Source organism: Arthrobacter sp. FW306-04-A, from assembly GCF_044358315.1.
GTDB lineage: Bacteria > Actinomycetota > Actinomycetes > Actinomycetales > Micrococcaceae > Arthrobacter.
Genome location: NZ_CP084559.1, coordinates 285,074 through 306,253 on the forward strand (window position 1 = coordinate 285,074; position 21,180 = coordinate 306,253).

General features: G+C 63.6%; 21 protein-coding genes. 12 read left to right on the forward strand and 9 right to left on the reverse strand.

Going from position 1 to position 21,180, the window contains the following annotated elements; genetic code table 11:
* Positions 1-15: 15 nt before the first annotated feature.
* The 5 genes from LFT43_RS01420 (at position 16) to LFT43_RS01440 (ending at position 4,705) form a co-directional block, all read left to right on the forward strand.
* Positions 16-1,296, forward strand: coding sequence for an ABC transporter substrate-binding protein (locus tag LFT43_RS01420; RefSeq protein ID WP_395800544.1), 1,281 nt, complete (start codon positions 16-18; stop codon positions 1,294-1,296).
* Between the two features lie 74 nt (positions 1,297-1,370).
* Positions 1,371-2,378 (forward strand): carbohydrate ABC transporter permease, encoded by a 1,008-nt coding sequence (locus LFT43_RS01425; protein WP_395800546.1) that lies wholly within the window; start codon positions 1,371-1,373, stop codon positions 2,376-2,378.
* Position 2,379: 1 nt separating this feature from the next.
* Positions 2,380-3,261: a carbohydrate ABC transporter permease gene (locus tag LFT43_RS01430; protein WP_395800548.1), complete on the forward strand. Its 882-nt coding sequence runs from the start codon at positions 2,380-2,382 to the stop codon at positions 3,259-3,261.
* Positions 3,258-3,506, forward strand: a complete 249-nt coding sequence (locus tag LFT43_RS01435; protein WP_395800550.1) for a hypothetical protein — start codon at positions 3,258-3,260, stop codon at positions 3,504-3,506. Before LFT43_RS01430 ends, LFT43_RS01435 begins: the two co-directional genes overlap by 4 nt.
* A gap of 134 nt (positions 3,507-3,640) precedes the next feature.
* A complete protein-coding gene (locus LFT43_RS01440; protein WP_395800552.1) occupies positions 3,641-4,705 on the forward strand; it encodes a LacI family DNA-binding transcriptional regulator in 1,065 nt (354 codons plus the stop codon).
* Positions 4,706-4,716: 11 nt separating this feature from the next.
* Here the strand turns inward: LFT43_RS01440 and LFT43_RS01445 are convergent, their stop codons facing one another.
* The 7 genes from LFT43_RS01445 to LFT43_RS01475 form a co-directional block, all read right to left on the reverse strand.
* Positions 4,717-5,586, reverse strand: coding sequence for a hypothetical protein (locus LFT43_RS01445; protein WP_395800554.1), 870 nt, complete (start codon positions 5,584-5,586; stop codon positions 4,717-4,719).
* A 33-nt stretch (positions 5,587-5,619) separates the two neighbouring features.
* Positions 5,620-6,426, reverse strand: coding sequence for an exodeoxyribonuclease III (locus LFT43_RS01450; RefSeq protein ID WP_395800556.1), 807 nt, complete (start codon positions 6,424-6,426; stop codon positions 5,620-5,622).
* Positions 6,427-6,491: 65 nt separating this feature from the next.
* Complete coding sequence (locus LFT43_RS01455; RefSeq protein ID WP_395800558.1) at positions 6,492-7,058, reverse strand: HdeD family acid-resistance protein; 567 nt, start codon at positions 7,056-7,058, stop codon at positions 6,492-6,494.
* A 48-nt stretch (positions 7,059-7,106) separates the two neighbouring features.
* Complete coding sequence (locus LFT43_RS01460) at positions 7,107-8,324, reverse strand: acetyl-CoA acetyltransferase (protein ID WP_395800560.1); 1,218 nt, start codon at positions 8,322-8,324, stop codon at positions 7,107-7,109.
* Positions 8,321-9,010, reverse strand: a complete 690-nt coding sequence (locus tag LFT43_RS01465; protein ID WP_395800562.1) for a CoA transferase subunit B — start codon at positions 9,008-9,010, stop codon at positions 8,321-8,323. The genes LFT43_RS01460 and LFT43_RS01465 overlap by 4 nt, the downstream gene beginning before the upstream one ends.
* Positions 9,011-9,062: 52 nt before the next feature.
* Entirely contained in the window at positions 9,063-10,502 is a 1,440-nt protein-coding gene (locus LFT43_RS01470; protein ID WP_395800564.1) for a short-chain fatty acid transporter, read from the reverse strand.
* 58 nt (positions 10,503-10,560) lie between these two features.
* A complete protein-coding gene (locus tag LFT43_RS01475) occupies positions 10,561-11,292 on the reverse strand; it encodes a CoA transferase subunit A (RefSeq protein ID WP_395800566.1) in 732 nt (243 codons plus the stop codon).
* A gap of 223 nt (positions 11,293-11,515) precedes the next feature.
* Here LFT43_RS01475 and LFT43_RS01480 point away from each other — a divergent pair, with 223 nt between their 5' ends.
* The 7 genes from LFT43_RS01480 (at position 11,516) to LFT43_RS01510 (ending at position 19,223) form a co-directional block, all read left to right on the forward strand.
* Positions 11,516-12,304, forward strand: coding sequence for an IclR family transcriptional regulator (locus LFT43_RS01480; RefSeq protein WP_395800568.1), 789 nt, complete (start codon positions 11,516-11,518; stop codon positions 12,302-12,304).
* Positions 12,305-12,516: 212 nt separating this feature from the next.
* Positions 12,517-13,188: a fasciclin domain-containing protein gene (locus LFT43_RS01485; protein WP_395800570.1), complete on the forward strand. Its 672-nt coding sequence runs from the start codon at positions 12,517-12,519 to the stop codon at positions 13,186-13,188.
* Positions 13,189-13,260: 72 nt separating this feature from the next.
* Positions 13,261-14,679 carry a cryptochrome/photolyase family protein gene (locus tag LFT43_RS01490; protein WP_395800572.1) on the forward strand — a complete coding sequence of 473 codons (1,419 nt, stop codon included), beginning with the start codon at positions 13,261-13,263 and terminating at the stop codon, positions 14,677-14,679.
* A 228-nt stretch (positions 14,680-14,907) separates the two neighbouring features.
* Positions 14,908-16,407: a CoA-acylating methylmalonate-semialdehyde dehydrogenase gene (locus LFT43_RS01495; protein ID WP_395800574.1), complete on the forward strand. Its 1,500-nt coding sequence runs from the start codon at positions 14,908-14,910 to the stop codon at positions 16,405-16,407.
* Positions 16,407-17,453 (forward strand): enoyl-CoA hydratase/isomerase family protein, encoded by a 1,047-nt coding sequence (locus tag LFT43_RS01500; protein ID WP_395800576.1) that lies wholly within the window; start codon positions 16,407-16,409, stop codon positions 17,451-17,453. Before LFT43_RS01495 ends, LFT43_RS01500 begins: the two co-directional genes overlap by 1 nt.
* A complete protein-coding gene (mmsB, locus tag LFT43_RS01505; RefSeq protein WP_395800578.1) occupies positions 17,446-18,366 on the forward strand; it encodes a 3-hydroxyisobutyrate dehydrogenase in 921 nt (306 codons plus the stop codon). Before LFT43_RS01500 ends, mmsB begins: the two co-directional genes overlap by 8 nt.
* Positions 18,367-18,443: 77 nt before the next feature.
* Complete coding sequence (locus LFT43_RS01510; RefSeq protein ID WP_395802847.1) at positions 18,444-19,223, forward strand: enoyl-CoA hydratase; 780 nt, start codon at positions 18,444-18,446, stop codon at positions 19,221-19,223.
* 68 nt (positions 19,224-19,291) lie between these two features.
* Here LFT43_RS01510 and LFT43_RS01515 read toward each other — a convergent pair whose 3' ends face one another.
* On the reverse strand, positions 19,292-20,134 hold the full coding sequence (locus LFT43_RS01515) for a hypothetical protein (protein WP_395800580.1): 843 nt from the start codon (positions 20,132-20,134) through the stop codon (positions 19,292-19,294).
* Positions 20,131-21,168 carry an ABC transporter permease gene (locus LFT43_RS01520; protein ID WP_395800582.1) on the reverse strand — a complete coding sequence of 346 codons (1,038 nt, stop codon included), beginning with the start codon at positions 21,166-21,168 and terminating at the stop codon, positions 20,131-20,133. Before LFT43_RS01520 ends, LFT43_RS01515 begins: the two co-directional genes overlap by 4 nt.
* Positions 21,169-21,180: the final 12 nt, after the last annotated feature.

The following is a 21,180-nucleotide window of genomic DNA, read 5'->3' on the forward strand; positions in this document are numbered from 1 at the left end:
TGAGGAGTCCCCAGCATGAAAACTCGCAAGTACCTTCTGCCGGCCGCTATGGCTGGCGTGCTCGCCATGTCCCTGTCCGCCTGTGGTGGCGGCGGTGGCGGCAGCACAGCCTCAGGCGGCGGCGACGCCGCAGCCAACCTTGACGGCCGCGGACCTATTACTTACGTACAGGGCAAGGACAACAGCAACGTAGTGCGCCCGCTCGTCGATAAATGGAACGCGGCGCACCCGGACCAGAAGGTCACCTTCAAGGAGCAGTCCGACGCGGCTGACCAGCAGCACGACGACCTCGTGCAGCACTTCCAAGGGAAGGACCCGAACTACGACGTAGTCGACGTCGATGTCATCTGGACAGCTGAATTCGCGGCGAAGGGCTGGCTGCAGCCGCTCAAGGACAAGACGGCCTTCGACACCTCGGCCATGCTCCCCGCGACCGTCAAGACAGCCACGTACGGCGGCACCCTCTACGCGGCACCGCAGACCTCCGACGGCGGCATCCTCTACTACCGCAAGGATCTTGTGCCAACGCCGCCCAAGACCTTTGACGAGATGATGAGCATGTGCTCCATCGCCAAGCAGAACAACATCGGTTGCTACGCGGGCCAGTTCCAGAAGTACGAAGGCCTGACGGTCAACGCAGCCGAGGCCATCAACTCGTTCGGCGGCAAGATCGTTGACGACTCCGGCAAGGCGGCGGTTAACTCGGCCGAGGCGAAGGCGGGTCTCGGCAAGCTCGTCGAGGCGTTCAAGAACGGCAACATCCCGCAGGAGGCCATCACCTACAAGGAGGAGGACAGCCGGACGGCTTTCCAGGACGGAAAGCTCCTGTTCCTCCGCAACTGGCCGTATGTCTACAACATCGCGAGCAAGACCGACGGTTCTTCCAAGGTGGCCGACAAGTTCGGCATCGCCCCGCTTCCCGGCAAGTCCGGCCCTGGCGCTTCGTCCCTCGGCGGTCACAACCTGGCGATGAGCGTTTACTCCAAGAACAAGGCCACGTCGCTGGACTTCATGAAGTTCATGACGAGTGAGGAAACCGAGAAGTTCTACGCGACACAGGGGTCGCTGGCTCCCGTCCTGGGCAGCCTGTACACGGACCCGAGCCTGACGTCCAAGCTCGCCTACCTGCCCGTCCTCAAGACGTCGATCGAGAACGCCGTCCCGCGCCCGGTCACGCCGTTCTACCCGGCCGTAACCAAGGCGGTGGAGGACAATGCTTACGCCGCCCTCAAGGGGGAGAAGACGGTCGACCAGGCGGTGGCCGACATGCAGTCGGCCATCGAAGCCGCCAAGTAGCCAAGTTGTGAGCCGATGGTCCGGGAGTCGGAACCGACCCCCGGGCCATCGGCCCCCTGAACAGGAGAGACTCCATGTCTACGAAACTCCCGGAGCGCACCCAGGCCGGGGTGCCAGCTGAGACCCACCATATGCCGGGCCGCGAGAGCGCGGACCGGAAACTGGTGACCCAAGGCCGCTGGGCCTCCGTCTTGCTGGTGCCGACGCTGGTCCTTTTGGCTGTCGTCATCATCTACCCGGTGGTCAACGCCATCATCATGTCCTTCCAGAAGGACGCGGGCCTCAATCCTGCGACCGGGTTCTTCGAGCAGGGCGGTCCCGCCGGATTCGAGAACTACGTGCACTGGCTGTTCCAGCAGTGCAACGGCCAATCCTGTCCGCCAGGAACCCTCGGGTCCCAGTTCTGGAACGCGATGAGCACCACCTTCTTCTTCACGGTGGTGACCGTGGCCCTCGAAACCGTACTTGGATTCTGGATGGCGGTCATCATGGCGCGATCCTTCCGAGGGCGGAGCGCAGTCCGCGCCGCCGTTCTCGTCCCTTGGGCAATCCCCACGGCCGTTACGGCCAAGCTCTGGTTCTTCATCTTCGCGTTCGACGGCATCGCGAACAAGCTGTTCGGTACGCAGATCCTCTGGACGGGGTCGGAATGGCCTGCCAAGTGGGCGGTCGTCATCTCGGACACGTGGAAGACGACGCCGTTCATGGCGCTTCTCATCCTCGCTGGCCTCCAGCTCATTCCGGATGAAGTCTACGAGGCAGCGAAGGTCGACGGCGCAACCGCATGGCAGCGCTTCAGGCTGATCACGTTGCCGCTCGTCAAGCCGGCACTCATGGTCGCAATCCTGTTCCGCACGTTGGACGCGCTTCGCATGTTCGACCTGCCCTACATCATGACCCAGGGCGCCAACAACACGACGACGCTTTCGATTCTCGTCGTCGACCAGATCCGCGAAGGGTTCAATAGCGCGGCAGCGCTCTCGACCGTCACCTTCATCGTGATCTTCCTCGTCGCCTTCATCTTCGTCCGCTTCCTAGGCGCCAACGCCGTGGGCGCGGCCACCTCATCGGGAAGGAAGTAACATGGCCGCCACCGCCACGCTTCCACGCGCTGCAACCGTGCCAGATCGCCGTAAGACCTTCGACTGGGGGCAGTTGCGCACCTACATCTCCGCTGCCATCATCCTCGTCTGGTGCCTCGTGCCGGCGTACTGGATGATCGTGACAGCCTTCCGCGACACTGCGTTCACTTTCGATTCGAGCTTTTGGCCGACACACGTCACGGGGGACAACTTCGCGACGGTCTTCGATGAGAGCCTTGGCAACCACTTCGGCCGGAACCTGCTCAACAGCCTCATCGTGGCAGGTGCCACCACGATCGTCGCGCTCGTGGTGGGCGTGTTCGCCGCCTACGCACTCGCGCGCCTGAACTTCCGGTTCAAGTTCGCCGTCATGGGTTTCATCCTCGGGGCTTCGATGTTCCCCGGCGTCGCGCTCGTGACCCCGTTGTTCCAGCTGTTCACCAACATCGGCTGGATGGGCTCGTACCAGGCGATGATCATCCCGGATATCTCCTTCACCTTGCCGCTCACGGTCTACACGCTGACGTCGTTCTTCCGCGAGATGCCGTGGGAGCTCGAAGAATCCGCCCGCATTGACGGGTGTACGCAGGGCCAGGCCTTCCGGAAGATCATCCTGCCCCTCGCCGCGCCTGCGACGTTCACCACCGCGATCCTGGCCTTCATCGGGGCGTGGAACGAGTTCCTCATTGCGAGCCAGCTGTCCTCGGACGCAACTCGCCCCGTCACCGTTGCGATCGCCTACTTTGCCGGGGCGCAGCCGCACCAGGAGCCGTACACCGCCGTCATGGCCGCGGGCACCATTGTCACCATCCCGCTCGTGATCCTCGTGCTGGTGTTCCAGCGCAAGATCGTGGCGGGCCTGACTGCGGGCGCCGTCAAATGACTGAGGGCAGCAAGGCGCACCCTTCCGATCTGCGAAGGGTCCGCTCGGCGGAGGACCTTGATATCGTCCTTGGGCTCCTCGGCTTCTGGGGCCTGGTTCTGCTAGTTGTAACGGTCAGCGGCGAGCTCACGGCCCAGCCCGCATTGGGCTGGGCCCTGGGCCTGCTGGCGGTGGTGCTGGCTATGTGGGGTCTGATTCGAATGCGCCGCAAGCTTCCGCCCAGGACTGGTAGGCGCCTCATCTGAGCGGCGGTCCTAATTCAGGCGGTCCGAAATAAGTAGCGCGGAATCGGCGGAGGGCGACCAGGCGGAATACGCTGGCTATCTGCCGTCTGGGAAGGAACCCTCGGCTTCCGCACGGATTCTTTGAGGGGGCTCGAGTGGCAAAAACGAACGAACGGTCCCAGCGTGGCGGCCACGCAGGAGCCAGCATTGAGGATGTCGCAATGGCCGCAGGCGTTTCCACCGCCACGGTTTCGCGCGCGGTGCGGGGCCTTCCGCGAGTATCTCCGGCTACGCGGGAAAAGATCCTGCGGGTAGCCGGAGAACTCGGGTACGTGGCGTCGTCGTCCGCCTCCGGCCTGGCCACGGGCCGTACCAAGACCGTCGGCGTCCTGGCCCCGTATGTGGACCGTTGGTTCTTCTTCAAAGCCATCGAGGGAGTAGACCGCGAGCTTCACGCCCGCGGCTACAACCTCTCCCTGTTCAACCTGGGTGGGCAGCGTGGAGCGCGGGAACGCCTGTTCAGCAAGACCATGGTCTACAAGCAGATCGATGCACTCCTGGTCCTCTGCATGTCCCTAACGTCGGAAGAAATCGCCGATCTCCAAAGGATCGACATTCCCTTGGTGATCGTCGGCGGTCCGGTGGAAGACTGCCCAAGCATCGGCATTGACGATTACGCCGCGTCCGTGGAGGCCACCATGCATCTGCTGAACCTGGGACATCGGGAGATCGCTTTGCTCCATGGCCAAGACGACTCCGACCTGAACTTCACGGTGCCGCGGCTTCGCGTCGACGGTTTCACCGATGCCATGACGAGCGCGGGCTTTTCCATGCCACCGGAATGGGACATTTTCGGAAATTTCACGGTGGGCAGTGGCCAGCAAGCCTTCGACGAGCTCTGGGACAAGCCCGGACGCAAGCCGACTGCGATCTTCTGCGCTTCCGATGAAATGGCCATGGGCGCCATGTTGCAGGCGCGCCGCCGCGGAGTCCGGGTACCGGAAGACTTGTCCATCATCGGGATCGACAACCACGAATTCTCCGAAGCCATGGGACTAACCACCGTGGCCCAGGACCCCGTTGAACAAGGCCAGTTGGGCACGCGCATGTTGCTAGACGAATTGGCCGGCGCAGCAGGCTCCGTACGGTCCATGAAGGCAGCCCACCGGCTGATCGTGCGGGAATCCACGGCCCCGCCCGCGCCAAAGCCGCGCAGCTAGGAAGCCCGAAGTCAGGAAGCCCGGGCCAGCTGCCTGATGGGGATCCAGCGGGAAGCCAGCCGGCGGTAGGCCGCGGCGGCTCCCGTCATGTCGCCCTCGGCCAAGCACTCGATGCCTAGCCGGACATCCATCGGCGATTCATCCGGGTACACCTTGTCCGCCACCGCGCCGTAGTCCAGCTCGACCATGGACTGCACGTGGAACAATTCGAGCCATTCGGTGAGCTGAGTGAGGTCATCGAGCATGTCCAGGTCAGGCGCGGCGAGGGCAAGATTGGCTACTGCGAAGCGTGCGCGGTCCAGTGCATCGGTCAATGAGGCCCAGACCCTGACCGTGAGGATGCGTCCACCGGATTCCACGACGTCCTTGCGGTCCGACTCCTGAAACAGCGAAAACCAGCTGAAGGGGATTCCCCAGGTGGAGGCCCTGGTGTGGACGCGCTTCGCGTCGTGACTGGCATTGATGCGGTCGATGCGGGCCTGATGGCGGTCGCGCTGGTCCACGGGGATGAGCAGCTCTGCGAGTGGTCCGTGGATCCCTTCCATGAGGGCGTTGGCCGCCAAGCCTGCCCGGATCACCAGTTGGCTAGGGCAATAGAGCAGCCGCCCGGCGTCGGGGTCGTTCGGATCTCCGGACGGAAGCCGGGTGATGCGGACCAGATCAGTGCTGCCGGTGGGGAAAGGATCCCCTCCCTTTCGGGTGACCCGTCCAAGAGAAGCGAGCAACTCGGCGTTCTCGACGGCGGCCCGCGAACCGCCGCGGGTACCGCTCGCCACGAGCTGCTGCCGCTGGTCCTCCGGGAAGGCTTCGAGTGGTTCGTAGACGCGCAGCGCTGAAGAGAAGGGCAGTCCCGCCTGATTCCCGTATAGCTTTCCGCTCATCGCGGGCCCGCCTCCTCCGTCAATTGTTACCGCTCAGTCCGTTAGCTCCACGATCACAGGAGCGTGGTCCGAGGCGCCTTTGCCCTTGCGCTCCTCGCGGTCGATCGAGGCTCCGGTGACGCGGGCGGCCAGCGCGGACGAGGCCATGACGAAGTCGATCCGCATGCCCTCCTTCTTTGGGAACCGGAGCTGGGTGTAGTCCCAGTAGGTATAGACGCCGGGCCCGGGAGTGTAGGGGCGGACGACGTCGGTGAAACCAGCCGCTTCGAACGCACGGAAGGCCTCGCGCTCAGGTTCGCTCACGTGAGTGAGTGCGTTTTCCCGGAAGAAGTCGATGTCCCAGACGTCCTCGTCGAGCGGGGCGATGTTCCAGTCGCCCATGAGCGCCACTTGCGTCTCGGGGTTCTCCGCGACCCAGTTGGCGGCGTGGCCCTTCAGGGTGTCCAGCCACTTGAGCTTGTACGGCATGTGTTCGTCATCCAGGGAACGGCCGTTCGGAACGTACAGGCTCCATACCCTTACCCCGCCGCACGTCGCGGCGATGGCGCGGGCTTCCTGAACGGGGTCCTTGCCGGCTTTTCCGAAGGCGGGTTGGTCAACAAAGGTGCGTTCGACGTCGTCGAGCCCTACTCGGGAGGCGATCGCGACGCCGTTCCATTGGCTCACACCGAAATGGGCCACCTCGTAACCCATGCGTTCGAAGAGCTCCCACGGGAAGTTGTCGTCCTTGCACTTCGTTTCCTGCATGGCGAGGACGTCGCAGTCACTGCGCTGCAGCCAGGCCTCCACGCGGTCGGCACGTGCGCGGAGCGAATTCACATTCCAGGTAGCTATCTTCACAGCCACTAACTTACCGAACTTGGGACCTAGCGCATCCCCTCACGGCGGATTGCTCCTTCAAAGGCCTAATGCGCGAGCATCACCGAAGAAGTGGCGCGCCTGCGGAGCTTGATGCCAGAGGCGATCAGCAGCAAACCACTGACCGCGGCGTATGTCGCCAGCAGCCCAACCACGCTCAGGAATCCGGCTCCGGGATTGACGAGCACAAAAAGGCCGAACAAGGTGGTGACCAACCCCGTCAACATCCAGATCCACCAAGCCCTGACTGTCGTCCTGGTGTCCATGGCGAGGATGATTTGCGAAATCCCCAGGATCAGGGCCCAAGCTCCGATGAGCACGCCCAGCGCCACGGCGGTGATACCCGGCCACGAGACTGCCACGAGGCCAGTGGCGACGGAGATGAAGCCGCCGATCATGCTCCAGCGGGAGTGGCGCGCGGGATCGTAGAAGTAATGGGCCATGTTGGTGAGCCCGTCGGTGATGGCGTAGACGCCGAACACGTAGACGAGGGCAAAAACCGTGGCGATCGGCAAGGAAGCAACCAGGAAGGCCAAGAGAAGGGCCAGGGCTCCCCGGAAGATGAGCGCCGTTCCGGAATGCTGAAACAACTTGCGTCCTGCGGTGTCGGACATAGCGTCAGTTTAGACCCGCGCCGGTAGCTGGTGAAGTGGGCGCGCGCCTTAGATCGACTCCAAAATCGAGACGTAATTCGCGATACCCACGCCACCCATGTTCTGCACGGCACCGCGGCGGGCGTTGGGCAGTTGCATGCCGCCCGCGGTGCCCGTGAGCTGCATGGCTGCGATGACGTGTTGCGACACCCCGGTGGCACCCACAGGGTGGCCCTTGGCCTTCAGGCCGCCGGACACGTTGATGGGCAGCTTGCCGTCCTTGTAGACCCAGCCTTCCTGCACCGCGCGGGAGCCTTCGCCCCTCGGCGTCAGTCCCATGGACTCGTACATGAGGAGTTCGGCGATGGTGAAGCAGTCGTGCACTTCGGCGAAGTCCAGTCCTTCGATCCCGATGCCCGCCATTCCCAGTGCGCGCTCCCAGGACACCCGCGTGGCGGCGAACTCGGTGGGGTCGCGGCGATCTGTGGGGAAGAAGCCGTTCGCGTGCCCGAAGCCCGCCAGCCGCACGGGTTCAGTAGCAGCGCCCGACGCCGGGCCAACGGAAAGCACGACGGCGGCGGCGCCGTCGGACACGGGGGAGCAATCGGTGCGGCGGAGCGGTTCGGCAACTATGGGGTTCTTCTCGGAAACCGTCCGGCAGAACTCTTCGCCAAAGTCCCTGTGCATCTGCGCGTATGGGTTGTCCATGCCGTTGTGGTGATTCTTGGCTGCGACGGAGCCGAGGACGTCGCCTAGGCCTCGGGCAAAACCAAAGCCTTCGATGCCCGCTCCGTAGCGCTTCTCATAGTGCTTGGCTACCTCGGCGAACAGTCCGGTGAAGCCCGTGGTGGAGGACTTGCCGGCCATCTCGTAAGACGCGCCAAGGAGTGCGGCTCCCACCACGTCCGCCCCGGCGTCGGTCATCTTCTCGGCACCGATCACGAGGACGTTGCGGGCCGTCCCGGCCAGCACGGATTTCACGCCCTGTTGGAATGCGGCGGAACCGGAGGCGCAGGCGTTCTCAGTTCGTGTGGCCGGCACGTTGGCCAGGTCCTGGGACAGCTGCAGGGCGAGTGAGGACGTGAAGCCCAGGGGCTGCATGCCCGAGTTGAACTGGCCGAGGTAGATTTCATCGATATCCCGTGGCTCAAGGCCCGAGTTCTGGATGGCCTCCGCGGAGACCTGGACGATCAGGGATTCCAGCGTCTCGTCCGTGAGTTTGCCGAACTTGCTGTGCCCCCAGCCGGTGAGGAGGACGTCTTTGCCGAACTGGTTTTGCAGGCTCATGCGGTGGCTCCTTCGAGAGCGGACTCTTCCAAGGAGACCGTGAACGCGGCCTCCGTCTTGACGCGGATATCTTCTACGGTGACCCCGGGCGCGAGCTTTGTCAGCGTGAGCTGCCGCCCGCCGCCTGTTTCTTGTTCGTTCCTCACGAGATCGAAAACCGCAAGGTCGCTGACAATGCGGTCCACTACGCCCAAGCCCGTCAGCGGCAGGGTGCATTCCCGGACGATCTTGGCGCTCCCGTCCTTGGCGTTGTGCTCGGTGAGGACCACGACGCGCGGTGTTCCGGCGACCAGGTCCATGGCGCCGCCCATGCCCTTGACCATCTTTCCCGGAATGGTCCAGTTGGCGAGGTCACCGTCGCCTGAAACCTGCATTGCGCCGAGGATGGCAACCTTGACGTGTCCGCCGCGGATCATGCCGAAAGACGTTGCAGAGTCGAAGATGCTGCCACCGGGCAGAACCGTGACCGTCTGCTTGCCGGCGTTGATGAGGTCGGCGTCTTCCTGGCCTTCGTAAGGGAAGGGCCCCATGCCGAGCAGCCCGTTTTCGCTTTGCAGCACAACACGTACGCCATCAGGCAAGTTGTTGGCCACAAGCGTGGGGATGCCGATACCAAGATTGACGTAGTCGCCGTCGCTGAGTTCCTGGGCCGCAATGGCGGCCATTTCGTCGCGGGTCCATGCCATGGTGATACTCCTGGGATTGTTTGGTTAAGCGGATTTGGTGCCCACCGGCCGACTAATTCGGGATCACCGGCGGCACGAACTCGAATGTCATCCCCAGCAGCCAGACCAGGAGCAACACAACGGGCAAATGGAACAGGAATTGCAGGAAGGTGAAGCCCACCAGATCCCGAGCGCGCAGCTTCAGCACCGCCAGCAATGGAAGCATGAAGAAGGGATTGACCAAGTTGGGCAGTGCCTCGGCGATGTTGTAGATCTGAACCGTCCAGCCAAGGTTCATGTGGACATCCGTTGCGGACTGCATCACGTAGGGTGCCTCGACCAGCCACTTTCCGCCGCCGGAAGGCACAAAAATCCCGAGGATTGCCGTGTAGATGGCGATGATGACGGTGAATGCCCCGTTGCCGCCGATGCTCGTGAAAAAATGCGCCAGATGCTCGGAGACGGAGAGGCCCCCTGCGCCGGTTGCTTTGGTCAAGATGGCGGCCATCGCAGCGTATAGCGGAAACTGCACCAAAATTCCCGCTGTGGATGGCACTGCTTTGGTCACCGCCTGGAGGAACCTGCGCGGAGTGCCATGCAACACAAGGCCCAGCACCAAGAAAACCAACAGGTAGCCGTTGAGCGAACTGACAACACTGAGAATGGGAAGGGTCAGAAGCTGCGAGACGAGCCAACCCAGGGCGAGGACACCAACCAGCATCGGCAGGACCCTGCTGTATTCCAGCCATTCGCCCGGGCGTGACCTTGGTTCAGAGACTTCGGGCCGGTCGTCCAAGTCAACGCCCAGATCTGCGGCCGTCCTAATGCCGCTGCCGGTGGGGGCGGAGAAATGGGCGATGACCGTAGTGAGCAGCATCAGGACGGCCAGCGTCAGCAGGGACTGCCAAGTGAAGATGGTGGTGCCGTAGTCCAGCACGCCTGTAGTTTTCAACAAAGCCGCCGGAATGGAGGCTTTGGTTGCTTGAAGCTGTGCCGCTGAAGAGGACAGTCCCAAAGCCCAAACCGCTCCGAGCCCCATGAAGGCGGCCGCACCGAGGGCGCGGTAATCGACGGCGAGGTCCTTGCGGCGGGCAATCGCCCGAGCCAGGAGACCGCCGAAAACCAAGCTCAGTCCCCAGTTGGCGAAGGATACGGACATGGCCAACATCGCGACAAGACTGACGGCCGAGCGGGCAGAACCCGGAATTTGCGCCAAACGATCAATCAACCTAGCAACCGGCGGCGAGGTGGCCACAACATAGCCTGTCAGTACCACCATGGCCATCTGCAAGGTAAAGGCTGTCAGATCCCAGAACCCCGTGCCGAAGGAGTCGACCACTGCCTTGGGGGATGCCCCGATTGCGAGCGCGGCAACGGCCACGAGAATAACACCGGCCAAGGCAAAAATGTAGGCGTCCGGAAACCACTTCTGCGTCCACAGGGCGAGCCTTTGCGCCAATCGGGCCAGACCCATCTGCGGAATGTCCTGCTGCTTGAGTTGCGAGGTTGTCATGGCCAGGTTTCTCTCCTTTGAGTGTGACCTTTGGGGTGTGAGCGCGGCAGTGTGCTGCTCAGGCCGGGACGGGCTTGGTGTTCGCGGGCTCCGGGCGGGGCCGGACTGTGCGCTGCTCAATGTCCTTGGTGCGGCTGCTCGCCTGGACCAACCGCTGGACGTAGACGCCGGGCGTCACGATGTGGTTGGGGTCCAGCTCGCCCGGCTGCAGGATCACCTCTGCCTCGGCGATGGTCACGATTCCCGCCGTCGCCACCACAGGATTGAAGTTCCGGGCCGTGTACCGGTAGATCAGGTTGCCGTCGGTGTCCGCGGTGTGCGCGTGGACCAGTGCGACGTCGGCGACGATCCCGCGCTCGCGGACGTACGTGACGCCGTCGAACTCTTCGAGCGGCTTGCCTAGGGCAACCAAGGTTCCCACGCCGGTCCGCGTGTAGAAGGCTGGGATTCCGGCACCACCGGCGCGGAGCCGCTCGGCGAGGGTGCCCTGGGGAGCGAACTCGACCTCGAGTTGGCCGGAGAGGTACTGCTCGGCGAAGAGTTTGTTCTCACCGACATACGAGGCGATGACCTTGCGGACCTGTCCGGCTTCGATGAGGACGCCGAGGCCCTTGCCGTCAGTTCCCATGTTGTTGGAGACCACTGTCAGGTCTTTGACGCCCGAATCACGGACGGCGTCGATCAGGTCCGCGGGGATACCGCTGAGCCCGAAGCCGCCGACGGCGAGGGTCTGGCCGTCGCGCAGGACGTCCTGCAGGGCCTCGGCGGCGCTGTGTTGGATTTTGGCCATGGCTTGTCCTCGTCGTTGAGTAGGTCGTTTTGTAGGGGGGCGCTTCATGGCGTTCCACTTTGTGGACAGCCGTCTGGGAAAGTCGTCTGAGAAAGGAGCTTAGGTTGGTCCCGTGCGGAGGGTCAACGGTGCTTCAGCCGCGCAAGGGCTGAGTCTGCATAGTGTGGACGCTAGTCTTGGAAGTGTCCACATTGTGGAGGATTTCTCTAGAGAGGTGCGTGGTTTGACCCATCAGCCGCAAAACAAGCCGGTGCAAGGTGCCCAGGTGGTGGGCCGCGTTGCCGCACTCCTGCGGCTCGTGGGGCGCAAGCCGGAGGGCATGTCCATCGCTGGCCTGGTCCGCGAGTCCGGACTGACGCGCCCCACTGTGCACCGCTTGCTCGCCTCCCTCGCCGCCGAAGGCCTGCTGGACCACGATCAGCGGACTGGAAATTGGATCCTGGGCCCGGATATTTTCCTGCTGGGGTCCGTAGCGGCGGCCCGGTTCCCGTTTGAAGACCTCGCCCGGCCCAGCCTGCGCCGCCTGGCCGAGGAGAGCGGGGAGAGTTCCTTCTATTCCATCCGGCGTGGCCACGAAACCGTGTGCGTGCTCCGCGAGGAAGGCAGCTTTCCCGTGCGGTCGTTCGTGTTGCACGAGGGCGTCAGGTTCCCCCTCGGAGTGGCGTCGGCCGGGACCGCCATCATGGCCTTCCTGCCGGAAGAGGAACAGGAACTCGTTCTGTCCAACTGGGAACGGCATGCAGGAGACTTCGCCAACGGCCACACCGAGGGTGTGGTGCGCCGCAGCCTGGAACAGACCCGGTTGGCCGGGTATTCGGTGAATCCCGGTTTGGTTCTCGAGGGTAGTTGGGGGATGGCGGCCGCCGTTTTCGACCAGCTGGGCAGGCCCATCGGGGCGTTGTCCCTCACTGGCATCGAGCCGCGATTTCGCCCCGAGAGGCAGGAGTTCCTCGGCAAACTGCTCATGGAAGAAGCCCACAGGATGAGCGCCGCAAGAACCGACCACCTTTGAGCCGCAACCGGGGCATCCAAGCCGATATCCGGCGTCGGGGGCTTCCATAAGTGGTCGCTTCTTGAGGGCGCCGGGGTGAATTTCAAAGTTTCACCCATCCACCCGGCCCACACCTCCGAATAGCTGGCATAAGGACTTAGCCCGCAAAGGTGAAGTGCTTTCACGCCGGATCAACCGGCACCGAATGTCAGTCCGTTTGAAGGAGAAATGTCATGCTTTCTACAAAGCGCACGTCTTTTGCGATCGTCGGCCTCGCCGCTTCCGCCCTGTTGGGCCTCACTGCTTGTGGCGGTTCGGCTTCTACGGCGAGTCCGTCGTCGGCCGCTCCGAGCTCCTCGTCCACCATGAAGTCGACCCCCTCGGCTTCCGCAAGCGCTGCGATGGACCCGACCAAAGACTTGGTTGGCCCGGGCTGCGCAGGTTACGCCTCCCAGGTTCCCAGCGGTGCAGGTTCCGTTGCCGGCATGGCTCTCGACCCCGTAGCCGTCGCCGCCTCCAACAACCCGTTGCTCAAGACCCTGACCGCAGCGGTATCCGGCAAGCTGAACCCGAAGGTGAACCTGGTGGACACGCTCAACGGCAGCCAGTTCACTGTCTTTGCTCCCGTGGACAGCGCCTTCGCCAAGATCCCCGCCGCCACGATCGAGACCCTCAAAACCGACGACGCTCTCCTCAGCAAGATCCTGACCTACCACGTAGTCCCCGGCCAGCTGACCCCGGACCAGATCGTGGGCACCCACAAGACGGTTGAGGGTGGCTCGGTGACCGTCACCGGCACCAAGGATGCACTCAAGGTTGATGGAGGATCCGCCGTGATTTGCGGTGGCGTCCACACCGCCAACGCCACCGTGTACCTGGTCGACAGCGTGCTGATGCCGAAGTAAACCTTCCCGGATCGTGCCCCTTAGGATTCGTCCTAGGGGGCACGATCTTTGCACCAAATTCGAGGGGGATTAGTGAAGCCGGCACTTGTGTGGTTCCGGGACGATCTGCGCGTCACTGATAACCCGGCTCTGCGGGCGGCAACCGACGACGGGGCGGCAGTCGCACTCTATGTCCTCGACGGGGAATCTCCGGGCATCAGGCCGCTGGGAGGCGCTTCCCGCTGGTGGTTGCACCATTCGCTGCTCGCCCTTCGCGAGGACCTCGCCGCCCTGGGTGTCCCGCTCTTGCTGCGCCGCGGACCGGCGCCGGAAATCATCAAGGAAACCGCGACGGCGATGGGTTCCGGAGCGTTGTACTGGAACCGCCGCTATGGCGAAGCAGAGCGAACGCTCGACGCCGGCATCAAGGCGTGGGCGCACGAGTCCGGGATGTACGCGGAGAGTTTCCAAGCCTCCTTGCTGCATGAACCGTGGGCCGTCACCACGAAGCAAGGGGGACCTTTCAAGGTCTTCACCCCGTTCTGGCGGACAGTCTCAGGGTTGGATTTCCGCGAGCCGCTGGACGCTCCGGAACCCGGCCGTGGATTCTCGGGTGAGCTCCCGGAGCAGGAAGAACTGGACTATTGGGGATTGTTGCCGCGGAACCCCGATTGGTCTGCCGGATTGTCTGAATCCTGGCAGCCGGGTTCGGCCCAAGCGCAAGAGTTCCTCGATGACTTCGTGGAAGACAGGCTGGCGGACTATTCGGTGAATCGCGACCGTCCTGACCTGCCGGGCAGCAGCCGGTTGTCGCCCTTCCTGCGCTGGGGCCAACTCAGCCCGTTCGAGGTGTGGCATGCCCAGCAGCGCCGGCGTCAGGAACTCGGCGAGGGTGCGGCTGTCTTCGCCTCGGAACTTGGGTGGCGTGAATTCTGCTGGCACCAATACTTCCACCACCCGGACCTGGCAACCGCCAACCTGCGGACGGGGTTCGACCACTACCCGTGGGCATGGCCCGGCGCTTCAAGTGCCGAGGCGCAGGGATTCGCCAGCCAGACCCCCGACGGCGGTGCCCGCCGCCACGCTGCCTCCCTCCTGAGCGCGTGGCAGGAAGGCCGCACCGGCTTCCCCCTGGTGGACGCTGGCCAGCGGCAATTGTGGCACACGGGGTGGATGCACAACCGCGTTCGAATGGTTTCCGCGAGCCTTCTGGTGAAAAACCTTGGCCTCCATTGGCAACTGGGCGAGCAATGGTTTTGGGATACGTTGGTGGATGCCGATCCTGCCTCGAATCCCGCGAACTGGCAGTGGGTTGCCGGTTCGGGCGCGGATGCCTCGCCGTTCTTCAGAATCTTCAATCCGGAGACCCAAGCCGCGAAATTCGATCCCCAAGGTAGGTATGTCCGCCAGTGGATCCCGGAGTTGGGCACCTCGGACTATCCAGGGCCCGTGGTGGACCTGAAAGCCTCGCGCCGGGAGGCTCTGGATGCCTACAACAGCCTCGCTCGTTGAAGCCGGTCACCACTAGCTACCACCTTTGCGCCGGAACCTCGGAGCAAAACCCGAGTTCCGGCGTCGGGCGTTCCCAAAGGTGGTCGGTAGTTGAGGGTGGCAGCTGGAGTCCTCTAGAAATTAGTAGGAAGTCCGAGTATATTCGGGATCAAAGACGTCCCGGAGCACAGTTGGACATGTGCCTCCGAGGCCGATGGCGGGCATTCCCAATATGCAAAGGAGCATTCCATGGTGCGCGAACTTTCCCACTACATTGACGGCCAGAGGATCGACGGGACCTCCGGGCGGTTCAGCGATGTCTACGATCCTTGCACGGGCGAGGTCCAGGCAAAGCTTCCCTTGGCCAGCGCTGATGAGGTCAGGAACGCGATCGCCAACGCGGAGAAAGGGCAGCTCGAATGGGCTGCCATGAACCCGCAACGCCGCGGCCGGATCCTGCTGAAGTTCGTGGACCTCGTCAACGAACACATGGACGAACTCGCTACGCTCCTTTCCTCCGAGCACGGCAAGACCTTCCCCGATGCCAAGGGCGACATCCAGCGTGGCATCGAGGTGGTGGAGTTCGCCGCCGGCGCACCGCACCTGCTCAAGGGCGAATTCTCGGACAACGCCGGCGCGGGCATCGATGTCCACTCGCTGCGCCAGCCGCTCGGCGTCGTCGCGGGTATCACGCCCTTTAACTTCCCGGCCATGATTCCGCTCTGGAAGTCCGGCCCCGCCCTGGCGGCCGGCAATGCCTTCATCCTCAAGCCTTCGGAGCGCGACCCTTCGGTGCCACTCCGCCTGGCCGAACTCTTCACCGAGGCCGGATTGCCGAACGGCGTCTTCAACGTCATCAACGGCGACAAGGAAGCGGTGGACGCCCTCCTCGAGGACCCGCGCGTCAAGGCCATCGGCTTTGTCGGATCCACGCCGATTGCCCAGTACATTTACGCCACGGCCGCGGCCCACGGCAAGCGCGCCCAGTGCTTCGGTGGGGCCAAGAACCACATGGTGATCATGCCCGACGCCGATCTGGACATGGCGGCGGACGCCCTCATCGGCGCCGGCTTCGGCTCCGCCGGTGAGCGTTGCATGGCCATTTCCGTTGCGGTCCCGGTAGGCCAGGAGACGGCGGATCAGCTCGTCTCCAAGCTGCAGGACCGCATCAAGGGACTGAAAGTGGGGCCCAGCCTGTCCAAGGACTCGGACTTCGGCCCCGTGGTGGCCGCCTCTGCGAAAGAGCGGATAGAGGGCTACATCCAGGCCGGCGTCGAGCAAGGCGCCACGCTTGTCACGGATGGGCGCGGCGTCACAGTCGAAGGGTACCCGCAAGGTTTCTGGGTTGGCCCGACCCTCTTCGACAACGTCACGAAGGACATGTCCATCTACAAGGAGGAGATCTTCGGTCCGGTCCTGAGCGTCCTCCGCGCGTCCGACTACGAAGAAGCGCTGCGGCTCTGCTCCGAGCACGAGTTCGGCAACGGCGTCGCGATCTTCACCCGCGACGGCGACGCCGCCCGTGACTTCGCCAGCCGCGTCGAAGTGGGCATGGTGGGCATCAACGTCCCCATTCCCGTTCCAATTGCCTACTACACATTCGGTGGCTGGAAGGCCTCCGGCTTCGGCGACCTCAACCAGCACGGCGCGGACGCCTTCCGCTTCTACACCAAGACCAAGACGGTCACCACCCGTTGGCCCTCGGGCATACGTCAGGGCGCCAGCTTCGTGATGCCGGCCGGCAGCTAATGGCGGAGGTTCTGGTCGAGAAGCGGGGCCACCTCGGCGTCGTTACTTTGAACCGTCCCCAGGCCGTCAACGCCCTCACGGCCGGGATGGTTCACGCCATGTTGGAGCAGCTCACCGCCTGGGCGGTCGACGACGCCATCAAGACAGTCTTGGTGCATGGCGCCGGAGACCGCGGGTTGTGCGCGGGTGGAGACATCGTGGCGATCTACGACGACATGCTGCGCCATGGGGACCAGACGGCGGACTTCTGGGCTGAGGAGTACCGCTTGAACTCGCTCATTGCCCGGTATCCCAAGCCCTACGTGGCCTTCATGGACGGGCTGGTCCTCGGCGGCGGGGTCGGGATCTCCGCCCATGGCTCCGTCCGTGTGGTCACTGAGCGGACCCGTACCGGCATGCCGGAAACCACCATTGGTTTTGTGCCCGACGTCGGCGGAACCCTTCTGCTGTCCCGCTCACCGGGAGAGTCGGGCACCCACGCAGCGCTCACGGGTGCCCACTTGAGCGGGGCCGATGCCCTGTTCCTGGGGCTCGCGGACCACTTCGTGCCGTCCGAAAGCCTGCCCGCGCTGGCGGAAGCGCTGGAAAGCTCGACGGCGGAGGCCGCCGTCGGACGCTTTGTGCAGGAACCGCCGGCCTCGGCGCTGTCTGGCCAGAGGGACTGGATCGACGCCGCTTATGCTTCTGACGACGCCGAGGACATCGTTGGCCGGCTGCGTGCGGCCGGCGGGGAAGCCGCTACGGCCGCGGGCACGATCGAGTCGAAGTCGCCCACAGCCGTGAAAGTCACGCTGGAATCGTTGCGACGCGTGCGGGGGCTCTCGCTAGAGGAGGCCCTGGAGCAGGAATACCGCGTTGGCATGCGGTGCCTGATCGGGCCGGATTTCCGTGAGGGGATTCGCGCCCAGGTGGTGGACAAGGACCGCAACCCACAATGGAAGCCAGCTTCCCTGGCCGAGGTATCGCAGGCCGCCGTCGACGGCTTCTTCGCGCCACTCGGCGACCGTGAACTCAAACTTCATTCAAAGGAGTCCGACCATGTCTGAAAACGCAGCTTCCGGCACCATCGCTTTCCTCGGCCTCGGGCATATGGGCGGCCCGATGGCCGTGAATCTTGTCAAGGCCGGGCATCAAGTGGTCGCGTACGATCCCGTGCCGGCAGCGCTTGAAGCCGCCCGTGAACACGGCATTTCCACGGTTGATTCCGCTGAGGAAGCCGTTGCCGGCGCTTCCGTGGTCCTGACCATGCTGCCCAGTGGCAAGCACGTCCTGGACGCCTACCGGGGCGTCGACGGCCCTGGACTCCTGGCTATTGCCCCACCAAACACGCTGTTCCTGGACTGCTCCACCATTAACGTCGACGAGGCCCGGGAAGCAGCAGCCATTGCTTTGGAGGCCGGTCACCGTTCCGTGGATGCGCCGGTTTCCGGGGGAGTGGTGGGGGCGGAAGCCGCAACCCTGACCTTCATGGTTGGGGCGCTGCCCGAGGACTTCGAAACAGTGAAGCCGATCCTGGAACTCATGGGCCGGAGAATCGTGCATTGCGGTGACCACGGAGCCGGGCAAGCCGCCAAGGTCTGCAACAACATGATCCTTGGCGTTTCGATGATTGCCGTCAGCGAGGCATTCGTCCTGGGCGAGAAGTTGGGCCTGACGCACCAAGCGCTGTTCGATGTCGCCTCGAACGCCTCCGGACAATGCTGGGCCCTGACCACCAACTGCCCCGTTCCAGGTCCGGTTCCCACCAGCCCGGCCAACCGCGACTACCAGCCCGGATTCGCCGGAGCGCTCATGGCCAAGGATCTGCGGCTCGCCGTCAACGCGCTCGAGAGCACCGGCGTGGACGGGCAGATGGGACACCTGGCATCCCGGATTTACGATGCCTTCGCGGCCGAAGGCGGAGCTGGGCGCGACTTCTCCGGCATCATCACGGACATCCGGGACAAGTCAGCCAAGTAACCTTGGCGGTAGGTTCTGGGTAACTGACAAAACGTAGGTAACACGCAAAAGTGAGCAACCGACAAAAGGGGCACGGCTTGGCGCAGCAGTACGAAAATATCCTGGTGGAACTCCGTGGACGGGTGGGCTTGGTGACCCTGAACCGGCCGAAGGCGCTCAATGCGTTGAACCAGGCCACGATGGATGAGATCGTGGCCGCCGTTTCCGCCATGGATGCGGACCCCGGGGTGGGCGCCGTGGTGATCACGGGCTCGGAGAAGGCCTTCGCGGCCGGCGCCGACATCAAGGAGATGGCCTCCAAGGGGTACATGGAAATGTATGCCTCCGACTGGTTCCGCGGCTGGGAAAACCTCACGCGCCTGCGCATTCCCATGATTGCCGCGGTGTCGGGCTTTGCCCTGGGTGGGGGCTGCGAGCTTGCCATGATGTGCGATTTCATCATTGCCGGGGATAACGCCAAGTTCGGGCAACCGGAGATCAACCTCGGTGTCATTCCGGGCATGGGCGGCTCGCAACGGCTTACCCGCGCCGTGGGGAAGGCGAAAGCGATGGACATGATCCTCACTGGACGGCTCATGGATGCCGAGGAAGCCGAGCGGGCAGGACTCGTTTCCCGCGTAGTGCCGGTGGATTCCGTGGTGGAGGAGACCCTGAAGGCTGCCGAGGTGATCGCTTCCAAGTCCAAGCCGGGCGCCATGATGGCCAAGGAAGCCGTCAACGCGGCCTTCGAAACCGGCCTGTCCCAGGGTGTCCTGTTTGAGCGTCGTATCTTCCACTCATTGTTCGCGACCGAGGACCAGAAGGAAGGCATGGCCGCGTTCACCGAGAAGCGCCAGCCGGAGTTCAAACACCGCTAATTTCCGCCGGCGTGTGCCCAGTTAGAGATCAGCGTTGTTGGCCGCCGCGGCCGTCGTATTGGCCTCGATTAGCGGGCTGAGACCTCCAGCGACCATAACTGGCGCTGTCCGGGGGCGATTGTGGCAACCCGTCCGCACGCGGCCGCATTTGTAAGAGCGTCTCCGAACCCAGTGGTCGGTTCGATCGCGATGACCGGCTCGGATGCGAAGCACGTGTTGTCCCAGAGGATGCCGAGGTGCGGGATCTCCGTTGCTGACCAAGCCAGATCGAGCGATCTGCCGTCGCCATCCACGAGACGGGCAGATTCTACGGATTCTTCGGGAGGCAGAAATGCCTTGAAGGCCTCGCCCTTTGGAAGCCAGCTGTCCATGGCTCCGAGCGGAAAGCCCCTTCGGCATCCTCTGTGGGGGTACTCCTCATGGAGGTCCGCTGCATCGTCGGCCCTGCGCGGAAGTTCGACCCGGGTGCCTGGCAGCGCAGCGAACTGGGGGTGTGCGGACCAGAGAAAAGGGGTATGCCCCGTTGCCCGGCTCTCAAGAACATATTCGAAGTGAAGGCCAGTCGCGACAGCCGAAATCGTTCGGGTTAGCCGGAGCGGGACGGTCCTAAGAGCGACGCCTAGCTTCAGAGTTCGTTCGTTCGAATGCTCGACCTGCCAGGGAACGCTCCAGACATCACCGTGGTCGGGAACATTGATCCCGTCCATGGAGGACGCAGAGACACTGGGGATGGCTTCGTCCCATCCGCCCATGCCCGGTCGAACGAAGGCTCGCCCGAAGCCCCCTGTGTCGGGCCCGAAGCTAGGAGCCAGCCATTCGCGACCTGGAGAGCGCAGGCTTTCGATGCGTCCGCCCCTTGTGGGGGAAATGACCGCCGTGAGCCCGGCCCCGGTGACGGTCAAATCACTCATGCTGGGAGCCCGATCCTGCGCTCTCCGGAACGAAGCTGCTGGATGATGACGGCGACAACTAGGAGCCCGCCCTTCGCCACGTTCTGCCAGAATGAGTTCACGCCCAGGAGCGTCATTCCGTTGGTGAGGATGCCGAGCAGAATGACGGCCAGAAGGGTACCGGCGATCGTTCCCTTGCCGCCCTTGAGTGCGGCGCCTCCCAGTGCGGCTGCGGTGATGGATTCGAGTTCGAGCCCTTCGGAGCCGGATATCGGTTGGCCTGATCCCGTGCGGGCCGTGATGAGGATGCCTGCGAGGGCAGCCACGGCGCCTGCGAGCATGTAGACGCCCAGGATGTATCTGTTGATGTTTATTCCTGCAAGGCGTGATGCCACGTCGTTGCCGCCGACGGCGTAAATGTTCCGCCCGATGCTGGTGTATCGCAGGATGAGGTGGATGAGCAATGCGATGAGGGCAAGTATCACGATGAGAGTCGGGATGCCGAGCACTGTGCCGCGGGCAAGGAACACAAAGAATCCATCGGCTCCGGTGTAGCCCTGTGAGCGACCATCGGAGATGAGCTGGGCGACACCCTTGAAGGCGGCCAGCGTCGCAAGGGTCGCGATCACCGGGTTGACTCGACCAAAGACGATGACGCACCCGTTGAGCAGCCCGCAAAGGACGCCGACCCCGAGGGCGCTAACCACACCGAGAAATGGTCCGGAAACCGTGAAGACCATGGCCGAAGTCACGGAGGAGAGGCCGGCCGCTGATCCGACCGAGATGTCGAGGGCGCCCATGATGATGACGAGTGTTTGCACGACCGCGAGGACGCCTGTGATGGCGATGGCTGTCCCGATGACCCTGATGTTGGCGATGCCGAAAAACTCCGGGTTCTGGCTGCCAATCACGGCCATCAGGACAGCGATGGCGATGAGGAGGGAGATGTTCTGCACACCGACGGCGGTGACGACACGCCGCATGAAGCGGACGCGTGGCGCAGTGGCGCCCTTCTCCGACGTGACGGAGGACCTTTTTGCCTGTGTTGAGGGCACGGGAGTGCTCCT

What these genes read in the sequence shown, in the direction of transcription:
- LFT43_RS01475 (WP_395800566.1), bottom strand. Translation starts at nt 11,292, where the DNA reads ATGGCCAAAATCCAACACAGCGCCGCCGAGGCCCTGCAGGACGTCCTG.
- LFT43_RS01420 (WP_395800544.1), top strand. Translation starts at nt 16, where the DNA reads ATGAAAACTCGCAAGTACCTTCTGCCGGCCGCTATGGCTGGCGTGCTC.
- LFT43_RS01425 (WP_395800546.1), top strand. Translation starts at nt 1,371, where the DNA reads ATGTCTACGAAACTCCCGGAGCGCACCCAGGCCGGGGTGCCAGCTGAG.
- LFT43_RS01495 (WP_395800574.1), top strand. Translation starts at nt 14,908, where the DNA reads ATGGTGCGCGAACTTTCCCACTACATTGACGGCCAGAGGATCGACGGG.
- LFT43_RS01500 (WP_395800576.1), top strand. Translation starts at nt 16,407, where the DNA reads ATGGCGGAGGTTCTGGTCGAGAAGCGGGGCCACCTCGGCGTCGTTACT.
- LFT43_RS01515 (WP_395800580.1), bottom strand. Translation starts at nt 20,134, where the DNA reads ATGAGTGATTTGACCGTCACCGGGGCCGGGCTCACGGCGGTCATTTCC.
- LFT43_RS01460 (WP_395800560.1), bottom strand. Translation starts at nt 8,324, where the DNA reads ATGAGCCTGCAAAACCAGTTCGGCAAAGACGTCCTCCTCACCGGCTGG.
- mmsB (WP_395800578.1), top strand. Translation starts at nt 17,446, where the DNA reads ATGTCTGAAAACGCAGCTTCCGGCACCATCGCTTTCCTCGGCCTCGGG.
- LFT43_RS01445 (WP_395800554.1), bottom strand. Translation starts at nt 5,586, where the DNA reads ATGAGCGGAAAGCTATACGGGAATCAGGCGGGACTGCCCTTCTCTTCA.
- LFT43_RS01485 (WP_395800570.1), top strand. Translation starts at nt 12,517, where the DNA reads ATGCTTTCTACAAAGCGCACGTCTTTTGCGATCGTCGGCCTCGCCGCT.
- LFT43_RS01470 (WP_395800564.1), bottom strand. Translation starts at nt 10,502, where the DNA reads ATGACAACCTCGCAACTCAAGCAGCAGGACATTCCGCAGATGGGTCTG.
- LFT43_RS01455 (WP_395800558.1), bottom strand. Translation starts at nt 7,058, where the DNA reads ATGTCCGACACCGCAGGACGCAAGTTGTTTCAGCATTCCGGAACGGCG.
- LFT43_RS01465 (WP_395800562.1), bottom strand. Translation starts at nt 9,010, where the DNA reads ATGGCATGGACCCGCGACGAAATGGCCGCCATTGCGGCCCAGGAACTC.
- LFT43_RS01435 (WP_395800550.1), top strand. Translation starts at nt 3,258, where the DNA reads ATGACTGAGGGCAGCAAGGCGCACCCTTCCGATCTGCGAAGGGTCCGC.
- LFT43_RS01430 (WP_395800548.1), top strand. Translation starts at nt 2,380, where the DNA reads ATGGCCGCCACCGCCACGCTTCCACGCGCTGCAACCGTGCCAGATCGC.